The following is a 19,725-nucleotide window of genomic DNA, read 5'->3' as shown; positions in this document are numbered from 1 at the left end:
CTTGATTTGCTTGAGCATACTCATCTGCCAGACTCAGATTTTTACTTCCTACTATATTTTGAATCTGCCAATCAATCCATAGAGTAGAATTAACCAATAATTCCTGATACTTTTGAGCAGAATAAATTCTCAAATATTCATCAGCATCTTTCCCATCAGGAATATTCAGAACCCTCAGTTGAACTTCCCCACTATAAGCAAGTTTTTCTATTTCTCCAATTGCTCGGTCAGTAGCTTGAATACCTGCTCGGTCAGCATCAAAATTTAAGATAATTTGTTTAGATTCCGTATAACGTAAAAGTTGTCTAATTTGAATTGAACTTAACGCCGTACCAAGAGAAGCAACAACATTATTAATTCCCGAAGCATGAAGAGCTATTGCGTCAAAATATCCCTCTACAACCACAGCTTTATCTTGTTTAGCAATAGCAGTTTTTGCCTTATCCAAAGCAAATAAAATTTTTCCCTTATCAAATAATTCCGTCTCAGGAGAATTCAAATATTTAGGTTGTTCATCAGTCAAAGTTCTCCCACCAAAACCAATAACTCTACCTTGAACATCATTAATAGGAATCATCAAGCGATCGCGAAATCTATCGTAATAACCAGTACCAGATTTTCTCGGCAAAATTAATCCAGCTTTTTCTACTAATTCCACAGGAAAACCTTTTTGTTCTACCAGATAACCATAAATAGTTTCCCAACCATTAGGAGCATAACCCAATTGAAATTTTTGAATAGTTTCTGATGAAATTTGACGTGAAATTTGTAAATACTCTAAAGCAATTTTTCCCTGGGGTTGTCTTAAAGCGTGTTGATAAAAACTATTTGCCATTGCCAAGATTTCATAAAGTTTTTCCCGTAGAGAAATTTGCCGTTGAAACTCTTGTCTATGTTCAGGTAATTCTGTTTTAATTTGTATTTGATGACGCCTAGCTAAATCTAATACCACATCACTAAAAGAAGACTTCCCAATTTCCATTAAAAACTTCAAAGAATTACCACCTGCACCACAACCAAAACAATAGTACATTTGTTTAGTGGTACTAACAGTAAAGCTAGGAGTTTTTTCTTCATGGAAAGGACATAATCCTACATAATCTTTCCCCCGTTTCTTTAAGACAATATGTTCTGAAATAACATCATAAATATCAGCTCTTTGCTTAACTTCTGCAATAGTATCTTGATGAAAACGGAAATTATTCATAGAATTTATCAAATAATTGTAAGCATTTCTTGGAGAATGCAGAACTAATAGCCGTCAGCTATTACAAAGCAACTGCGTTATCAGCTATGAACTATGAGTTATTAATTAATTATCCACTGAAGAATAAATTAGTTTCCAAGGAAAATTAAAAGTTATGTTTGCGTAGCATTCCAAAAGAAATGAAATTGGTCATCAGTTGACCTTAGTAAATTATTACGTTCAAAAGATGAATGCGAGCCCATTCCGCAGGAAATGCCAGCTAGCTGAATACTTATAAATAATTTAACCTAAATTTTGAAGTCAGCTAAGACGAGTATCGAAAATATTCATAGCAATCCGTTGAATATTTGTGGTCAAATAATATACTTTATGTTTTATTTATATAGCAATCAAGAATAATTTATCAGATATTTAAGAACAATTAATATCGATCAAAATCCTTTTATATTTTGACTCCTGACTCCTGACTTCCCCTCCTGGGAGGGGTTAGGGGTGGGTTGACTCCTAATTACCACTAAAATATTACAACTGAAATATGATTGCTATATATGATTTCTATCACCTAGCTATAGCAAAAATTTAAAACTCAAATTATGATGACAATACTTAACCATCACAGACAAATTGTTTTACCGAAAAATTCAGGTTTCAAACCTCTCATTTCAAGGAGAAAAAAATTTCCTTTTAAGCAATATTTCTATTACAGAAGAGGTAATTATTAATTATTAATTGTTTTCCTAGGTCATGCTACGCAAACGGCTGTTGACGACATGAAAATTATTAATTATTGAATATATAAATCTATCTAAAAGCACTTAGAAATCAGCCATAGGGGTTGGTGATTAGGTAATACTCTTAAATATTTATGAACCGTACAACTATAGTTTTTTCATAGATATTTGAGGTAAGCATCCAGCTATTGGCAGTCAGCTCTCAGCTTTTTATTTTCGCTAAAGTAACGAAAAAGCCTCGCCCACTTATGGGCGAGGCTTTAAACCCAATTTTTTGGTAAATTTTTGAATAAACAGATATTGTCTGATTATTCAGACTAAAATTATGACTAAAATTATGACAAAAAATCAGGTCTCAAGCCTCCCCTTTTAACGATATCAAAAGAATAAACTTCAGTATTTTAAGCCGGATGTTTCAGCGCTCAGTATTGTTAACGCAGTTCCTCCACAAGAGGCCAACTCATAACTCAATTATAATTAGGGCTTACTGATTAAATCTCAAAGCCTTTATATATAAAGACTTTAGCCTTTGCGTGTGGTCTAAAAGTGCAAGCTTTTTGCTCCCTGAAGCCGAAAATGTGAAGATTTTGAGTAGACAAGGGCGGAAAAACTAAGGGACAATTGTTCCGACTCCATACTCTGTAATTACCCATTCCTGCTGACTCCTAACTCCTACCCTCACCCATAATACTTTTTCAGCAAACCCTAATTAATCACAAAATAGCGTATCTTTTGTTTCATTACCTGTAATAGGATTTCTACCTTGAGCAACTTTGCATAGCTCTTTTTGAGTATCTTCTCGCAAAAAAGCATCAGTAAAATCTGCCCCATCAATAATTGCACCACGAAATTGAGTATGGAAAGCAAAAGCACCTTCCAAAATAGCATTAGTCAAATTTGCTTTGTTAAAAATAGCATTATCCAAAGTAGAATAACTAAGATTTGCTCCCTCTAAATTAGCTCCTTCTAAATGAGCGCCAAACAAACTAACTCCACTCAAATTTGCATTCCTAAAGTCACTTTTACGCAGAATTGATTTAGTAAATGAATCATTAGTTAAGTCTCGACCAGAAAAATCAACACCTACCAAGATTTGTTTGTCATACTCATCAGCTAGAGTTGGTATTGCGTTGGTAAAGGTCATAGTAGTTATTGTCCCAATACCAATGATATATACTATTAATGAAAAGACGAAACTGACTAAAATTTGGAAAGTTTTCTGTTGTCTGAAATTCATACTACTTCTGGCTAATTTACTCTAAGCAGTTCATAATTTAGAATAAACCAAAATGAGCCTTTCTTCATCTAGTCAATCTACTTATATTTCCCAAAAAATTGACAAAGGTATTTTGGGAGAAGAGTTAGTGGCAAAATGGTTAAATCAACAAGGTTGGCAAATACTCCATCGAAGATGGCAATGTCGCTGGGGAGAATTAGATATTATCGCCATGAAAACTTCTCCCTTCAGGGATAGCTCTGGTCAAAATTTTTCAAATCTTCCTCTTTTAGCATTTGTGGAAGTAAAAACCCGTAGTCGAGGTAACTGGGATGAAGATGGTCTACTAGCAGTTACAGAATCAAAGCAAGCCAAACTATGGCAAACTGCAGAAATGTTTTTGAGCGATCGCCCAGAATTAGCAGATTATTCTTGTAGATTTGATGTAGCCTTAGTAAGGTGTAATTATACTCAGAAAAATTCTCTGTTCCTAATAACCCCATCACCAGAAGAGCAACTATCTGAATTAACTGTTGAGATGGGAAATTCTGTTGAGTTAGCAGGTTATCAACTAACTTTACAAAATTATATTTCTTCTGCTTTTATTGTTCATTTAGACTAAATACTTAAATTGTGAAGAATCAATTAAGTATATATTACTGTTATTGTACCCATACTAATATTAATTATAGTATTCATAGATGTATAGGTACAAACAAATTAGAGCCTGATTCAAGATTAACCCAAAGTTTCTGGACAATATCCCAAACCCTTGACAAATTGGGTACGAAATGCTTCTATTTCATCTTGATTGGGCTGTCCATGGGAAACCACTGCTACCTGATAACGTCTCATCACACTTAAGGGTGATTGTCCAGTTTCCAAACCCCATAGTGCCATTCTGACACGAATATCAGGATCGTAAGGTATTCCCAATTCATTCATAAAAGCCCTAAAATCTCCATGTTGTTGAGGAGTCAAGTAATGACTCATTTTGATTTTTACAACCCAACCATCAATTTGATGAATTACTGTCATAAACTGAAGCGGTAGTTGATGGGCAGTATTTAAGTATTCAACTACTCTGAGACACAGGCTAGTATTTGCTAAAAAGTAAAGGTATTCCATATCAATTCAAACTCTTACCGCTTACAACTGTCGATTTTCCCCCGGTTTAACCTCTAAAATTTATTTTCTACTACAGAGCAAATATTAAAGGTGCTGGGAAACAGTCATAGGAAGCGGGGCGGATATTGCCGCTTCCCTATAAACAAATTAGGTATATGTTCTACAATGTTTAGGAGTGTAAAACAGCCATAGAATCTATTGTCTTTAATTTACTCCAGGTATATATGCCTGGTATTATCCAACTATGTCTATGCTTATATATTCACTCTTATGTATTGCAAATAACTAGGGGATAAGTACCCTAATTTATATGGGGGATTTTACCCAATTACCCGTTATATATTCTATTAAGTAATATGACCGATCTAGATTGGTCCCTAGAGGCTTATGAATATCAACTTCCTGAAGAGCTAATTGCTCAAAATCCAGTTGTACCTAGAGATAGCTCTCGCTTAATGGTTGTAGAGTCACTGAAACATCGTCATTGTATTTTCAGAGATTTACTAGATTTACTCCAACCAGGAGATTTACTGGTTTTGAATAATACTCGTGTAATTCCTGCTCGACTTTATGGCCGCAAAACGAGTGGTGCTCAGGTAGAAATCTTGTTATTGAAACCCATGACAAGTGATACTTGGTTAGCTTTGGTAAAGCCTGGTAAACGTTTTATCAATGGGGCAACAATCGAATTTGAACCTAATTCATCCTTTGGTTGTGATTATAAGTTGCAAGCCACAGTATTAGCAACCGATCGAGAAACTGGTGGACGTGTTTTAAAATTTCATTTGCCTCAAGGAGTTTCTTTCATCGACTTGTTAGACCAATTTGGTCATGTGCCTTTTCCTCCTTATGTTACAGATTCACAGGCTATCACTGAACAATATCAAACTGTGTATAACAAGGTAGCAGGAGCGATCGCTGCTCCTACTGCTGGTTTACATTTTACTGATGAATTACTTGAAAAACTAGAACAACGGAATATTGGAAAAGCTTTTATAACTTTGCACGTTGGTATTGGCACATTTCGTCCAGTTGAGGTTAAAGATATTACTACCCATAATATACACTCCGAATGGGTTGAGGTCTCATCTTTGACTGTAGATAAAATCAACCAAACAAAGGCCAAAGGTGGACGAATTATTGCAGTGGGAACGACAGTAGTTAGAGCTATTGAAGGAGCAGCACTAGCCAATAATAGTAATCCCCACTCATCCATTGAACCATTTTCTGGCGATACTAATATTTTTATTTATCCTGGTTATAAGTGGCAGGTAGTAGAAGGTTTAATTACTAATTTTCATCTGCCACGTTCTAGTTTGTTAATGCTTGTTAGTGCTATGATTGGCAGAAAACGTCTTTTAAGTTTATACGAGGAAGCAATTATTCAAAAATACCGCTTTTATTCTTTTGGTGATGCGATGTTGATTCTGCCATCTGCTAGGATTAATTAAAGAAGACTGCTAGAGTTAACTATATATATTTATATATATTTTTTTGTTTGGGATATTATTTGTGGATGTTAGGCATTTTTTTAGGATTAATATCTAAAGGGTGTATTAACCATTGTTGATTTACTAATATTTGTTAACATAAATTCATATACATTTATTTAGTTATACCGATTAGTTGCATAGATTGTGCTATAGTATATACAGACAGAATAATTTGTAGTGGTTGTGCCAAGAAACTATGTAACTGCTATCCTGATAAGTTACCCCTAGCATGGTCAAGTAATTAAAACTTCTCTTTACGATAACCAATGAGGATGTAAGTGTTCAAAAAGCGTCTACAGCTTTTCTTGTAGACTTTTGGAGATACCCCTTCAGCAGGTTATCTTGCTGTGAATTGTTAAAATTTGTCAGCAAAATAGTATCGCAATAATAGATATACAGGCTATTGTTAACGTTAGCTCCTCTGTTTCGCTTCGCGACATGAAAAGCGCAGCTCAGACCCAGGAGGCAAGAGGCAATAGAGCAAACGCTTTGTCCGAGAACCATCTCTGGCTTAGGTATCGTAAGGTATCTGATTTAAGTGGACTCATTCAACCTAAGATACTGCCCCGGGCGTTTACGCCTGGGGGTATGTCAACTATTAACATTATACCAATATTGAAAGCCCTACGTTACAGTTCAAACCTCAAAAACTTTCGTTCTCTGATACTTGGTGCTTAGAGCTTTTCCATGCACAAGAATTCGGTGTGCGCGCGCTCCATAACTCTACTTTTTAAGGTGCTAATGCGCTACGATTAGTATCTAGGTTTTTAGAGCAGTTGAATACCTTTGCCACGCATATAAGTAGTATGTATAAGTATAAGATAAAGTTGCCCTAAAAGGCCAAGGCTTTAAACCAAATTTTTCGGTAAACCATTTGCGTATTAAAGCCCCAGTTGATTAATCTTCTTCTTCTTCCTCCTCGTTACTTGGATATACAAAACTGTGGGAACGTTGAGTTAACACAGATTTACCTAGGGATAGTGCCTTCTTGGCTGCTAGCCTTGCCTGGCGTTTCCAGTTAGCCTTCCGCATATTTTTCTTGGATTTTGAGGTTCTCTTCTTTGGTACGGCCATAAAAGTTATTATATTCTTTAATAGACACAGCTTACTATCTTACCTTAATTTTAGTAACTATGGAAGACTCAAACTAATATCAATTAATATATTTTATTGATTATTTATTTGCCAAATTACCAAAAAGCTTTTGTAGAATATCCTTATAATTACTGTGAATTTAGTCTTGGGAGTAGTCAAAGTTCATGGAAATCGTAAATAACTATCCCTGTCTCTGGATGGTTATCTACACTGACGTAGCCAGTTTTGAGCATTTCTTTCATAGTCTCTTCTACTTCTGCAAAGCTAGCTCCTGTTGCCATGACTCCTTGAGTAACAGATAATTTTCCTCCTTTAACTGAAGCTGCTTTGAGTAAGGCAAGCATTAATTGTTGACGGGTTTGTGGAACAGAAGCTTTCATAGCGATCGCCCCATTTGAGTGATATAGTGGTACTCCTTGAGATGAAATACCTAATTTAGCTCTGACTTTGGTATTATGTTCTTCTACCATACTGGGAATTAACAACAAGTCGATAAATTGGCCTACTCCAAATAAGCCATATGTAAAGAGCCAAACTAGACCTGTAAAAATTTTGCCATTGTAGATACGATGGCATCCACTTAAGCCTAGTAAGCAAGCTGCCCAGAATAGGTAACTATATCCTATATTATTCATTGAGATGTAGTCCAAAACATGATTAATCTTAATACAGCTCTGCCAAGCTGGTTATCTTAAAATAGTGGACAATTAATATTTACTACTATCTTAGTTCAAACGGTGTTGAAAACTTAAACATTCACTTCAAGGGAAGGTATATTATTAAAGTTTAAGCAGGAATTTAGTCAAGTTCAAAGAAAAAAATGACTAACTATCGTCAAGTGAGGCAAAAACAACTTACTATCATAAAGTGTTGAAAGACGACTCCCGTTATAATCGGGCTATTTAACGGTGAGACCCGGCGTATAAACTGCGCGGGAAACCCTAGCCTCTAGCCCTTCATGAATTTCAACCAGCAAATTAATTGAGCAGTAGAGAATCCTTTGATTTAGTTTGAGGACATTTAGGCAAACTTTGGCTGAATAATGAATAATTGTTAGTTGTTAATTGTTTAACGTTATTTTTCATTATCAGTTAATCTGACCATAAAATTATTTTTTATAACCATTGAAAGTTGACTAAATTTGCATTACAATGTTAGTCTTTTTATAAATAGATAAGATTGTCAATTGATTACTTTAATTTACTAGTACAAACTTAGACTAAGCAAACAGCAAAAGATGGAAATTAATCAGATTCTTATTGATGTTTGTCAAAGTGTGTACAACTACGCTTTAAGATATCTTAAATACTGGTTAAGTTTAAGAAAATCACCAATCAATAGTTGCTTCCTTCTAACTGAATATATTATCCCTGCTGATTCCCCTTATCCTAATTACAATTATCAAGCTCAAAACTTAACAATAGCGCGCGAAAACTAATTCTAAACTGAAGTCAGTTAATGCTCAGGTTTTGCAGCAAACTTTAAAACAATTACACAGAGTATTTTCTGAAATGAAATCTCTGGCTTAAGGTTTTCCCAGATTCAAGAAAAGGATGAGAAGCTTTGTTTTTCCTGCCATGCTGAAAAATTGTTTAGGTTGTGGTAGAGTTAAGTTGCCTCAACTGGGGTGGATTAAAATCAGATAAAGTAGACCATATCCTAAAGGAATCGTGGCTAAACAAGTTAGGATAGTAAAAAAGGCGCTTGGGTTATTATCTAATGGTTAGTTTTACTTCATCAGAGTCAGTGCCAGATAATCCAGTGGATGAAAAGTCTTTAGGTTTATAGATGCAGGTATAGAAAGTTTTTTAGTAGTGACGTTTCGCGAAACGTCACTACTTCTACAGGAAAATTAATTACAGCTCCTAAGTTTTTGTTAGGGAAACTACGGAAGCTGAAATTGCTGCAAAGAAGACTAAAGAATAAAAATAAAGGGTCAAGTAATTGGTCAAAACTCCGTATGGAGAATAGCTAGATTGGATGATAAAATATCTAATACTAGACGTGATTGGCATTTCAAAATAGCTTATCAGCTTTGTAATTTAGCAGATAATATTTTTGTCGAGGATATTAACTTTAACTCCTGGTCTAAAAGTATTGTTATAAAAAAATCTCTAGATTCTGGAATTGGTCAATTTATCAATGAAATCTTACCTTATGTTTGCTGGAAACGAGGTAAGTATTATGCCAAAGTTAATAAGGATTATACATCTCAAGAATGCCCATTATGTGGTCATGTACAGAAGAAAAAACTTTCTGATAGAAAACATAATTGTAGCAAACGAAAAACTTTATGTTACTCTCTCATCTCTAAAAATGCTTAAGTATTCTATTTCCTTACTACTGTACTACTTAAAATAATTGACTGTGCCAATCCCTATTAACAGCATTACACATTCACCAACGCCAATTTGACAACTCCACTGCCTCAATGCGAGTGGGTTATTTCTTCAGGGAAAAATGCCTTGTAAAAGCACTGCTTTGACTCTCCAGAAGCAGTACCGAGATGCTGTCCCGTCCTCTTGAGTGCGTCTTAACATTTGCGTTCCGTGGCAAATTACGCACTGGTAAAATCCGTAATCCTTCATTTATGATGTTTTTAGCAGCGTTAATCTCAGGGTCAATATTTGTAATTAAGTAATTTAGGAAAGTCCCAAACTCTCATCTCAATCTATATTGAGAAACTACACATAGCTTTGCAATTCTTAACACAAATTAGATACTTCAAACCCCTAGACCTTGATAAACTATATGGCGTGGAAAATATATTGCCATTTAAACCATTGCTCTCTATGAGAAATGGGGCTTATTAATATCAGCTAGCTAACTAAAACAAGTCGCACAACTAGAAAAATCAAAGTTTGACAATACATTATCGTATCGTGGGGCGCACGAGAACGCTAGAGTTAGTATCCTAGTATGCCTCTGGAGATAGAGCAAACTGGGATTAACTAAATTAGGCTTTTTCATTGGTAACGGTGAAAAGGTTTAAGTATTGCTCCCAAGAGATAGTTAATTTTAAGGTTTGTCAAGGAAAGAGGAAACCTTGGAAGTGATTCTAAGACTCTGTGCCTTTAGGCCGGAGAAAACGTCAATAGACATAGATTCATAATTAAGAAAACAACAAAACTTATGGTAGATTCTCTGAAAAAACCAGCTTTTGAAGAAATGCGTCCAGGGGTAAAAGTCCCCTCTAAAGAAACTATCCTTACACCTCGATTCTATACAACAGATTTTGATGAGATGGCTAAAATGGACATCTCTGTGAATGAAGATGAATTGCTCGCCATTTTAGAAGAATTTCGTGCAGATTATAATCGCCATCATTTTGTCAGGGATGAGGAATTTGCCCAATCTTGGGAGCATATTGATGGGGAAACTCGCCGTTTATTTGTTGAGTTTCTAGAGCGTTCTTGTACTGCTGAATTTTCTGGTTTTTTACTATATAAAGAATTAGGTCGTCGCCTCAAAGATAAAAGCCCTGTTTTGGCTGAGTGTTTCAATTTAATGTCACGAGATGAAGCTCGTCATGCTGGTTTTTTGAACAAGGCAATGTCGGATTTTAATTTGTCTTTGGATTTGGGTTTTCTGACTAAAAGTCGTAAGTATACTTTCTTTAAACCAAAGTTTATTTTTTACGCTACTTATTTATCGGAAAAAATTGGTTATTGGCGTTATATTACTATTTATCGTCATTTAGAAGCTCACCCAGAAGATAGAATTTATCCTATTTTCCGTTTCTTTGAAAATTGGTGTCAGGATGAAAATCGTCATGGAGATTTCTTTGATGCTATTATGAGGGCTAAACCGGAATTTCTGAATGATTGGCAGGCAAAATTATGGAGTCGATTTTTCTTGCTTTCTGTTTTTGCTACTATGTATTTGAATGATATTCAACGGGCTGATTTTTATGCTTCTATTGGTTTGAATGCTCGTGATTATGATAAGTATGTGATTGAGAAGACTAATGAAACTTCGGGAAGGGTTTTTCCAGTAATTTTGGATGTGGAAGATCCTCAGTTTTATGAAAGATTAGAAGTCTGCGTGAAGAATAATGAGAAGTTGACGGCGATCGCTAATTCTAATCAGCCAGGTTTTGTGAAGTCTTTACAGAAGTTACCTCTGTATTTATCTAATGGTTGGCAATTCTTAAAGTTATATTTAATGAAGCCAATTGAAACTGCTTCTATGCAAAGTTCAGTTCGTTAAAGCAGTTTTAAATTAATTTTATATTATGATAGCCTGGTCTAATCCAGGGCTATTTTTTTTTCTTAATAAAGCAAAAAAACAAAAGTAATCATAGGTTATATTAAATCCTGATAAGTACATTATATTATGTCTCTTTGAATACCCACAATAAAAAAGGGAACAAGGAATAGAGAACAAGGGGAAATTTGTTGGCTCCGCATTCCGCACCGAAAAAAAATTTTCGCTTGAACAGAATCAAACTTTATATTATGGCTAATTAATGACACTTGATATTAATATATGATGAGGGTAGCGTTGCACAATATTGAACTAAACCAATAAATCTTTCTTTCGTAGGTAAGAAGATAATATTTATTATATTCTGTATTATTTACCATTTAGCTGAGGACTAGGGGGCAGTAAATCATGTCCACCGGTTTTCTATACTAGATATTACTTCTAACTTTTGACAGAGGAAAGTACAGATATTAAATGAGTACAATCACCAATAGTGAATTGAAATAGGCAACAAGATGCCGATCAGTTCGCAATTACACCATGATTAAATTATTCTTCTAGAAAATAAGCCAATGTTTTTTCACAAGAAAGAATTAATAGAAAAGGATATAAAAGTTCAGGAAGCAAACCCTCGCTATGCTCAATTATTATTAGAACAATTTGGTGGAGCGACAGGAGAACTTTCTGCAGCACTACAATACTGGGTTCAATCTTTCCATGTGGAAAATTCAAGTATTAAAGATATGCTTCAAGATATTGCTATAGAAGAATTTAGTCATCTAGAAATGATTGGCAAACTAATAGAAATACATACTGATATTAAAAAAGCCGATCGAGTTCAGACAGAAGCATATAATAGTACCTTATTTGCAGTTCGTGGTAAAGGTCCTCATTTTTTAAACTCTCAAGGTAGTGCTTGGACTGCGACATATTTGAATGAAGGTGGTGACGTAGTGCGGGATCTACGGGCTAATATTGCTGCAGAAGCAGGAGCGCGTCAAACTTATGAGTCTTTAATTCAACTAGCACCAGATGAAGGGACAAAAGAAACTTTGGTTCATTTGCTAACTCGCGAAATTTCGCACACTAAAATGTTTATGAAGGCTCTTGAGTCATTAGGTAAGTTGACAGACCCTTTCTTTGGGAATATTCAACCGGATGAAACTGTGGATATTTATTACAATTTATCTACTAATAGCAACAATGACAATGAATCTCGCGAAAGGAAAATTTCTAATTTATTTACCGATCAATAAAATTTAAGAAAAGAAATGAAAAGCGTGATTTGATTTTAGTCAGCTCATATAGTTTTTTTGAAGTTGTAGGAAAGTAGTTTAATTAAACTCACTCCTACAACTTCATTTCTTAATTATTAATATTTTTTTAGATGATTTTAGAGATCAAATTAGTTTGATATTTCATCTAAACTTAAATCTAAATTAATCAAATTCTGCTACAACTGGAAAATGGTCTGAGGGAAGAATACCATCATATTTTTTATTAACTACTCTGACACTTTGTAAATTTAATCTACTATCATAATATAGGGAGAAAAGCTTGGTCACTAAAATCGTTATAAGTCATCTGATTATTTAATTTTAAATTAGATAGAGCATCTATTGACATCCTCCCGACGTTGCTCTGCGAGACAACGCGGGATTCCTATCTAATAAAATTAAGCCTGGGATTAGTTAGTAAGAAACTAAAATATAGTAATCCGCGCATAGGTTGGGGGTAATCAAAAAGTAGATAAAAAAAACGAAACTCTCGCCTGTTCCCAGTTAAGCGTTCCCTAAAAGCGGCAAGGTTTTTGTACACAAATAAAATAGAATTACTATAGCTATCAAGAGATAAAAAAACATATCAAAAACTTGTAAAAGATTGGAGTTAAAGTTAGGTAAGCTAACAGACAAACTAAATAGGCAATACTAGGAAGGAAACTTCCCAGAGTTGCTACTTGCATACTGGGAAGCTGGTCTATCTATACAGAATCTAGTTATCTAGTGACAAGAAAATTTTAGGGAAGGTTCCCTAATTTATTAAAACTCTAAGATTTTAATTTATACTTGTTCAAAGTTCGTAAGTATTATCATCAATAGACAGATATAATTACTATTGATTAATTATTATTTTTAGCAGCAATTATATATATTCAATTGTAGAAAAAAATGACAGAAAACAACAAAGTAAAATTATCTATATCAGCCAGTCAAAAGTATTTATTAAATTTACAAGAGACAGAAGGATATTGGTGGAGTGAACTAGAATCAAATGTGACAATAACCGCGGAAATTGTTTTACTACATAAAATTTGGCAAACTGATAACAAAAGACCTTTTGATAAAGCAAAAAATTACCTAATTTCCCAACAAGAAGAACATGGTGGTTGGGAATTATTTTATGGGGATGGAGGAGACTTAAGCACTTCTATTGAAGCTTATATGGCTTTGAGATTATTGGGTGTGGCAAAAACAGATCGAATCATGGTTAAAGCACAAGATTTTATTATTCAAAAAGGAGGTATTAGTTGCAGTAGAATTTTTACTAAATTACATCTGGCTTTAATTGGATGTTTCAACTGGCAGGGTATTCCTTCTATTCCTCCTAGCATAATGCTACTTCCTGAAGATTTTCCATTTACTATTTATGAAATGTCAAGTTGGGCAAGAAGTAGCACTGTTCCACTATTAATTGTGTTTGATAAAAAGCCGATTTTTTCGGTTAATCCTACAATTAATCTGGATGAACTTTATGCTGAAGGAATTAACAATGCTACTTTTGAATTACCTCGTCAATACGATCTGACAGATTTATTTTTGGGGTTAGATAAAGCTTTTAAATTTGTAGAAGATTTTAATTTAATGCCTTTGCGAGAAGAAGGATTAAAAGCAGCAGAAAAATGGATTTTGCAAAGACAAGAAGTGACGGGTGACTGGGGGGGTATTATTCCGGCCATGTTAAATTCTATGTTGGCCTTGAAGTGTTTGGGGTATGATGTGGCAGACCCTGTGGTGGTGCGGGGGTGGGAAGCTATAGATAGATTTGGTATAGAAACTGAGGATGGTTATTGGGTACAACCTTGTGTTTCTCCGGTTTGGGATACCGCTTGGGTAATACGTTCGTTGGTTGATTCTGGTATTGCTGCTAGTCATCCGGCAGTGGTTAAGGCTGGGGAATGGTTGTTACAACAGCAAATTTTGGATTATGGTGACTGGGCGGTTAAGAATAAGTTGGGTAAACCGGGGGGTTGGGCGTTTGAATTTATCAATCGTTTTTATCCAGATATAGATGATACAGCAGTTGTGGTGATGGCTTTGGACGCTGTGGAGTTGCCTGATGAGGAGTTGAAAAGTCAGGCGATCGCTCGTGCTATGGAGTGGGTAGCTTCGATGCAATGTGAACCTGGGGGTTGGGCAGCTTTTGATGTGGATAATAATCAGGAGTGGTTGAATGGTATTCCTTATGGAGATTTAAAGGCGATGATCGATCCGAATACTGCGGATGTGACGGCGCGGGTGTTGGAGATGGTTGGTTGTTGTGGGTTATCTATGGATAGTTGGCGGGTAAAACGGGCGATCGATTATTTGGAAAAGGAGCAGGAAGGGGAGGGTTGTTGGTTTGGTCGGTGGGGAGTTAATTATATATATGGTACGAGTGGGGTTATTTCGGCTTTGGCTGTTGTGGCGCGGGAAAGTCACGGAGGTTATATAGAGAGGGGGGCGACTTGGTTGGTTGGTTGTCAAAATTCGGATGGCGGATGGGGGGAGAGTTGTTGGAGTTATAATGATCCGTCGTTGAAGGGGCAGGGGAAAAGTACGGCGTCTCAGACTGCTTGGGCGTTGATTGGTTTATTGGCGGCGGGGGAAGTGACTGGTAATTTTGCTAGGGAGGCTATTGATAGGGGGGTGGATTTTTTGGTTTCTACTCAGAAGGATGATGGGAGTTGGGCGGAGTCGGAGTTTACTGGTACTGGGTTTCCCTGTCATTTTTATATTAAATATAATTTTTATCCGCAATATTTTTCTTTGATGGCTTTGGGAAAGTATGAGAATTTATTGAGTTAGGAGTTAGATTAGAAATTCAAAATTCATCAGATAGCTAGAGATTTGTCTGATGAAACTTTGAGATTTTTACAGAGAAATATTGATAGAAGCGCTCGGACGTTGCGAGTCGCTCTTTTGGAAAAATCTAGTCAGATAGCTAGAGGTTTGTCTGGTGAAATTTTGAGATTTTCACAGAGAAATATTGGTAGAGGCGCTCGGACGTTGCTAGTCACTCTTTTGAGAAAATCTCCTCAGATAGCTAGAGGTTTCTCTGATAAAACTTTGAGATTTTTACAGAGAAAGATGAGTAGAGACGTTCGGACGTTGCGAGTCGCTCTTTTGAGAAAATTGAGTTAGATAGCTAGAGGTTTCTCTGATAAAACTTTGAGATTTTTACAGAGAAAGATGAGTAGAGACGTTCGGACGTTGCGAGTCGCTCTTTTGAGAAAATTGAGTTAGATAGCTAGAGATTTGTCTGATGAAACTTTGAGATTTTTACAGAGAAAGATTGTTAGAAGCGCTCTTTTGTGGCGAGTCACTCTTTGGGAAAAATCTAGTCAGATAGTTAGAGGTTTGTTTGATGAAATTTTGAGATTTTCACAGAGAAATATTAGTATAAGCGTTCGGACGTTGCGAGTCGCTCTTTGGGAAAAATTTAGTCAAATTGCTAGAGGTTTGTCTGATGAAATTTTGAGATTTTTAGAGATAAATATTAGTAGGAGCGCTCGGACGTTGCGAGTCGCTCTTTGGGAAAAATTTAGTCAAATTGCTAGAGGTTTGTCTGATGAAATTTTGAGATTTTTAGAGATAAATATTAGTAGGAGCGCTCGGACGTTGCGAGTCGCTCTTTTCTGAAAATCTCCTCAGATAACTAGAGGTTTGTCTGATGAAACTTTTCAATTTTCACAGAGAAATATTGGTAGAGACGCTCGGAAGTGGCGAGTCGCTCTTTTCGGAAAATCTAGTCAGATAACCAAAGGTTTGTCTGATGAAACTTTTCAATTTTCACAGAGAAATATTGGTAGAGACGCTCGGAAGTGGCGAGTCGCTCTTTTCGGAAAATCTAGTCAGATAACCAAAGGTTTGTCTGATGAAACTTTTCAATTTTCACAGAGAAAGATGAGTAGAGACGTTCGGACGTTGCTAGTCACTCTTTTGAGAAAATCTCCTCAGATAGCTAGAGGTTTCTCTGATAAAACTTTGAGATTTTTACAGAGAAAGATGAGTAGAGACGTTCGGACGTTGCGAGTCGCTCTTTTGAGAAAATTGAGTTAGATAGCTAGAGGTTTCTCTGATAAAACTTTGAGATTTTTACAGAGAAAGATGAGTAGAGACGTTCGGACGTTGCGAGTCGCTCTTTTGAGAAAATTGAGTTAGATAGCTAGAGATTTGTCTGATGAAACTTTGAGATTTTTACAGAGAAAGATTGTTAGAAGCGCTCTTTTGTGGCGAGTCACTCTTTGGGAAAAATCTAGTCAGATAGTTAGAGGTTTGTTTGATGAAATTTTGAGATTTTCACAGAGAAATATTAGTATAAGCGTTCGGACGTTGCGAGTCGCTCTTTTCTGAAAATCTCCTCAGATAACTAGAGGTTTGTCTGGTGAAATTTTGATATTTTTAGAGAGAAAGATTGGTGGAGACGCTCTTTTGTGGCGAGTCGCTCTTTTCTGAAAATCTAGTCAGATAGCTAGAGGTTTGTCTGATGAAATTTTGAAATTTTTAGAGATAAATATTAGTAGGGGCGCTCGGACGTTGCGAGTCGTTCTTTTCAGAAAATCTCCTCAGATAACCAAAGGTTTGTCTGATTAAACTTTTCAATTTTCACAGATAAATATTAGTAGGGGCGCTCGGACGTTGCGAGTCGTTCTTTTCAGAAAATCTCCTCAGATAACCAAAGGTTTGTCTGATTAAACTTTTCAATTTTCACAGAGAAATATTGGTAGAGACGCTCGGAAGTGGCGAGTCGATCTTTTCGGAAAATCTAGTCAGATAACCAAAGGTTTGTCTGATGAAACTTTTCAATTTTCACAGAGAAATATTAGTAGGGGCGCTCGGACGTTGCGAGTCGTTCTTTTCAGAAAATCTCCTCAGATAACCAAAGGTTTGTCTGATGAAACTTTTCAATTTTCACAGAGAAATATTGGTAGAGACGCTCGGACGTTGCGAGTCGTTCTTTTCAGAAAATCTAGTCAGATAACCAAAGGTTTGTCTGATGAAACTTTTCAATTTTCACAGAGAAATATTGGTAGAGACGCTCGGACGTTGCGAGTCGTTCTTTTCAGAAAATCTCCTCAGATAGCTAGAGGTTTGTCTTCTCTAAATTTTCGATTTTCAAACACAAATATTAGTCGAGATACCCAGAACCGGATTTGATATGACTATAAAGGCTAAATAATATTGTCACACTTTTGCTATTCTCAGACACAAATATAAGTAGGGGTCGTTTGAAGTGCTATATCCTTGAGTGTCTACCAAGTAAATTTTTATAGGATAACTGTAATTAAGCTGTCACATTTTTGCTTTGACTATAAACAAATATTTAAAGCAGAAATTTTTGATGGTTGATTCATTGATTGATTCAAGAATTGTTTGTGAGAAATTCCTGTTATATAAAACAAAGTAGAAGAGCCTAAAAATATGAAAATATCTTCCCCAACCCATAGCATTGATTTAGAAACTAATGTGCATCTTCAATAGATAGAGCGCAATATATATAAGATGCTGGAATCTAGAACTTTTATGCCATTTATTGAACAAAGACTCAGATAATTTGGATTAAATTCTTATTATGATGTAATGAACGCAGTTTGAAAAGCTCGTGAAATTGGTTTAGAAAAAATTAGCTCTGGAGAAATAGTTGAAAATTTTGATGCTTGGTTCAGGAAAATCTGTTTTAACGTCATTAGAACTTTTGCCAAAAAAACAAAGTCTCAAAATTAGCAGAAAATAAAACCAAAGAAAATGAATGACTTCAATCAAGAACTAAACAGTAAGATAGGCAGGATGCTAGAGTCTAAATCTTTTCTAGCATTTACTGACAAAAAGCTCAAACAATTTAGATTACATTCTGATTATGATGTAATGTATGTAGTTCTCAAAACTCGTGAAATTGCTTTAGAAAAAATTATATCTGGAGAAATGCTTGATGCTTGGTTAAAGAGAATCTGTTTGAATGTAATTAGAAATCTTGAGGAAAAAACAAAGTCTCCAGATTTAGTAGAAAATAAAACTAATAACTTCAATCAAGAACTAAACAGCAAGATAGGCAGGATGCTAGATTGTAAATCTTTTTTAGCATTCATTGACCATAAGATCGAGCAATTTAGATTACATTCTGATTATGATGTAATGGATGTAGTTGTCGAAGCTCGTCAAATTGCTTTAGAAAAAATTAGCTCTGGAGAAATAGTTGAAAATTTTGATATTTGGTTCAGGAAAATCTGTTTTAACGTCATTAGATATCTTGCCAAAAAAACAAAGTCTCAAAAATTAGTATAAAATAAAACTAACGAAGTCAACCGTGAGATATATAGGATGCTAGAGTATAAAGATTTTCAGGCATTTATTTATTACAAGCTCAAGCAATATAGACTAGATTTTTATTATGATATAAATGATGTAGTTTTCAAAGCTCATAAAATTGCTTTAGAAAAAATTATATTTGAAAAAGTAGATGTTGAAAATTTTGATGGTTGGTTCAGGAAAATCTGTTTTAACGTCATTAGAAATTTTGACAACAAGACAAAATCTGGAAAATCAACTGAATCTAAACTAAAAAACAAAAGCGATCTAACTTACTCAAAAGAAGATTTAATATATGCAACGGAGCCTAACCTAAAATTATTAGGCAAAGGTTGGGAAAAGTTAACTGAAGTAGAAAAAGTTATTTTGTGCTTGAGAGAAGTTGAAGAATATCCATGGAAGGAAGTGGCAAAAAAGATTGCTGATTTTGAAGAATTAATTATCAAGGATTTAGATGATGAAAAAAAGTTAGTCGATAGGGTTCGACAAAAAGGAAGAAGAGCTTTACAAAAATTACGGGATTCGTTTTAGAGAAAATTATTAGCACAACTATACTAATTATACTAAAGGTTAAAAGCGATTAGTTAAAATCAATATTGTACAAAGTTAAGATAATTCTTCTCTCTCTGAAGAATCTGGTGGTGATGATTTAGAAAAGCTAAGATTTAGTTAGTCTGAAAAAATATTGGGGATAGAGAAATTATTGAGACGAAATAAATAGGAGTTAATCCAATGCTAAATCATTCATTTCAACAACCACGCAGAAATCTTTGTGGTCGTTCGTTTAAAAATCAAGATTTGACAGGTGCAGATTTCTCTTTTGCAGATATTAGAGGTGCAGATTTTAGTGGAGCAAATCTTACGGAGACTAAGTTCAATTATGCTTTAGCAGGATTAACAAAATTTCAGGTCATTAGAATATTTATTCTGGTAGTTATCCTATCTATAGTCGCAGCTATGTCTGTATATGTCGCTGGTTATATTCCGATTAAATTTATTCTTAATCAAACAAACCAATCAATTCCTATTTATATCAGTGCAGTTCTTTTAATTGTGCAAGAACTTCATGTTGTCTGTTTCCACA

At 35.1% G+C, this 19,725-nt stretch carries 19 protein-coding genes; 14 read left to right on the top strand and 5 right to left on the bottom strand.

The annotated features are described in order from the left end of the window. Positions 1-1,207, bottom strand: a 1,207-nt coding sequence (gene dnaG / locus F6K22_RS06615; RefSeq protein WP_293094884.1) for a DNA primase, incomplete at its 3' end; no start/stop codon positions are given. 1,440 nt (positions 1,208-2,647) lie between these two features. Next, positions 2,648-3,082: a pentapeptide repeat-containing protein gene (locus tag F6K22_RS06610; protein ID WP_293094881.1), complete on the bottom strand. Its 435-nt coding sequence runs from the start codon at positions 3,080-3,082 to the stop codon at positions 2,648-2,650. Between the two features lie 145 nt (positions 3,083-3,227). On the opposite strand from F6K22_RS06610, the gene F6K22_RS06605 reads away from it, so the two are divergent. Further along, a complete protein-coding gene (locus tag F6K22_RS06605) occupies positions 3,228-3,776 on the top strand; it encodes a YraN family protein (protein ID WP_293094879.1) in 549 nt (182 codons plus the stop codon). A gap of 116 nt (positions 3,777-3,892) precedes the next feature. On the opposite strand, the gene F6K22_RS06600 is transcribed toward F6K22_RS06605, so the two are convergent. After that, complete coding sequence (locus F6K22_RS06600) at positions 3,893-4,282, bottom strand: hypothetical protein (RefSeq protein ID WP_293094876.1); 390 nt, start codon at positions 4,280-4,282, stop codon at positions 3,893-3,895. Positions 4,283-4,638: 356 nt separating this feature from the next. Between F6K22_RS06600 and queA the strand changes: the two genes are divergently transcribed. Next, positions 4,639-5,733: a tRNA preQ1(34) S-adenosylmethionine ribosyltransferase-isomerase QueA gene (gene queA, locus F6K22_RS06595; protein ID WP_293094873.1), complete on the top strand. Its 1,095-nt coding sequence runs from the start codon at positions 4,639-4,641 to the stop codon at positions 5,731-5,733. A gap of 939 nt (positions 5,734-6,672) precedes the next feature. Here queA and rpmF read toward each other — a convergent pair. Beyond that, entirely contained in the window at positions 6,673-6,849 is a 177-nt protein-coding gene (rpmF, locus tag F6K22_RS06590; RefSeq protein ID WP_293094870.1) for a 50S ribosomal protein L32, read from the bottom strand. A 176-nt stretch (positions 6,850-7,025) separates the two neighbouring features. After that, positions 7,026-7,505 (bottom strand): NINE protein, encoded by a 480-nt coding sequence (locus F6K22_RS06585; protein ID WP_293094867.1) that lies wholly within the window; start codon positions 7,503-7,505, stop codon positions 7,026-7,028. A 1,341-nt stretch (positions 7,506-8,846) separates the two neighbouring features. On the opposite strand from F6K22_RS06585, the gene F6K22_RS06580 reads away from it, so the two are divergent. The 12 genes from F6K22_RS06580 to F6K22_RS06525 all read left to right on the top strand — a co-directional run. Beyond that, complete coding sequence (locus tag F6K22_RS06580) at positions 8,847-9,194, top strand: zinc ribbon domain-containing protein (protein ID WP_293094865.1); 348 nt, start codon at positions 8,847-8,849, stop codon at positions 9,192-9,194. 808 nt (positions 9,195-10,002) lie between these two features. After that, a complete protein-coding gene (gene acsF, locus F6K22_RS06575; protein ID WP_293094862.1) occupies positions 10,003-11,079 on the top strand; it encodes a magnesium-protoporphyrin IX monomethyl ester (oxidative) cyclase in 1,077 nt (358 codons plus the stop codon). 569 nt (positions 11,080-11,648) lie between these two features. Further along, the gene (locus F6K22_RS06570; protein ID WP_293094860.1) at positions 11,649-12,332 is read left to right on the top strand and encodes a manganese catalase family protein; all 684 of its coding nucleotides are present in this window, start codon (positions 11,649-11,651) and stop codon (positions 12,330-12,332) included. A gap of 912 nt (positions 12,333-13,244) precedes the next feature. After that, the gene (shc, locus tag F6K22_RS06565) at positions 13,245-15,140 is read left to right on the top strand and encodes a squalene--hopene cyclase (RefSeq protein WP_293094857.1); all 1,896 of its coding nucleotides are present in this window, start codon (positions 13,245-13,247) and stop codon (positions 15,138-15,140) included. A 42-nt stretch (positions 15,141-15,182) separates the two neighbouring features. Further along, positions 15,183-15,476, top strand: a complete 294-nt coding sequence (locus F6K22_RS06560) for a hypothetical protein (RefSeq protein WP_293094854.1) — start codon at positions 15,183-15,185, stop codon at positions 15,474-15,476. A 114-nt stretch (positions 15,477-15,590) separates the two neighbouring features. Continuing rightward, a complete protein-coding gene (locus F6K22_RS06555; RefSeq protein WP_293094851.1) occupies positions 15,591-15,974 on the top strand; it encodes a hypothetical protein in 384 nt (127 codons plus the stop codon). 24 nt (positions 15,975-15,998) lie between these two features. Next, positions 15,999-16,394: a hypothetical protein gene (locus F6K22_RS06550; protein ID WP_293094849.1), complete on the top strand. Its 396-nt coding sequence runs from the start codon at positions 15,999-16,001 to the stop codon at positions 16,392-16,394. Positions 16,395-16,508: 114 nt separating this feature from the next. After that, on the top strand, positions 16,509-16,688 hold the full coding sequence (locus F6K22_RS06545) for a hypothetical protein (protein ID WP_293094846.1): 180 nt from the start codon (positions 16,509-16,511) through the stop codon (positions 16,686-16,688). 432 nt (positions 16,689-17,120) lie between these two features. Beyond that, positions 17,121-17,492, top strand: coding sequence for a hypothetical protein (locus tag F6K22_RS06540; RefSeq protein ID WP_293094843.1), 372 nt, complete (start codon positions 17,121-17,123; stop codon positions 17,490-17,492). A 588-nt stretch (positions 17,493-18,080) separates the two neighbouring features. Further along, on the top strand, positions 18,081-18,617 hold the full coding sequence (locus tag F6K22_RS06535) for a hypothetical protein (RefSeq protein WP_293094841.1): 537 nt from the start codon (positions 18,081-18,083) through the stop codon (positions 18,615-18,617). Positions 18,618-18,653: 36 nt separating this feature from the next. Further along, a complete protein-coding gene (locus F6K22_RS06530; protein ID WP_293094838.1) occupies positions 18,654-19,172 on the top strand; it encodes a sigma-70 RNA polymerase sigma factor region 4 domain-containing protein in 519 nt (172 codons plus the stop codon). 201 nt (positions 19,173-19,373) lie between these two features. After that, positions 19,374-19,725: pentapeptide repeat-containing protein (locus F6K22_RS06525; protein WP_293094835.1), on the top strand; the 352-nt coding region annotated here is incomplete at its 3' end.

Origin of the sequence: Okeania sp. SIO2F4 (assembly GCF_010672385.1) — a bacterium.
GTDB lineage: Bacteria > Cyanobacteriota > Cyanobacteriia > Cyanobacteriales > Microcoleaceae > Trichodesmium.
The sequence above is the reverse complement of the archived record's forward strand: the minus strand, read 5'-3'. Positions and strand labels throughout refer to the sequence as shown.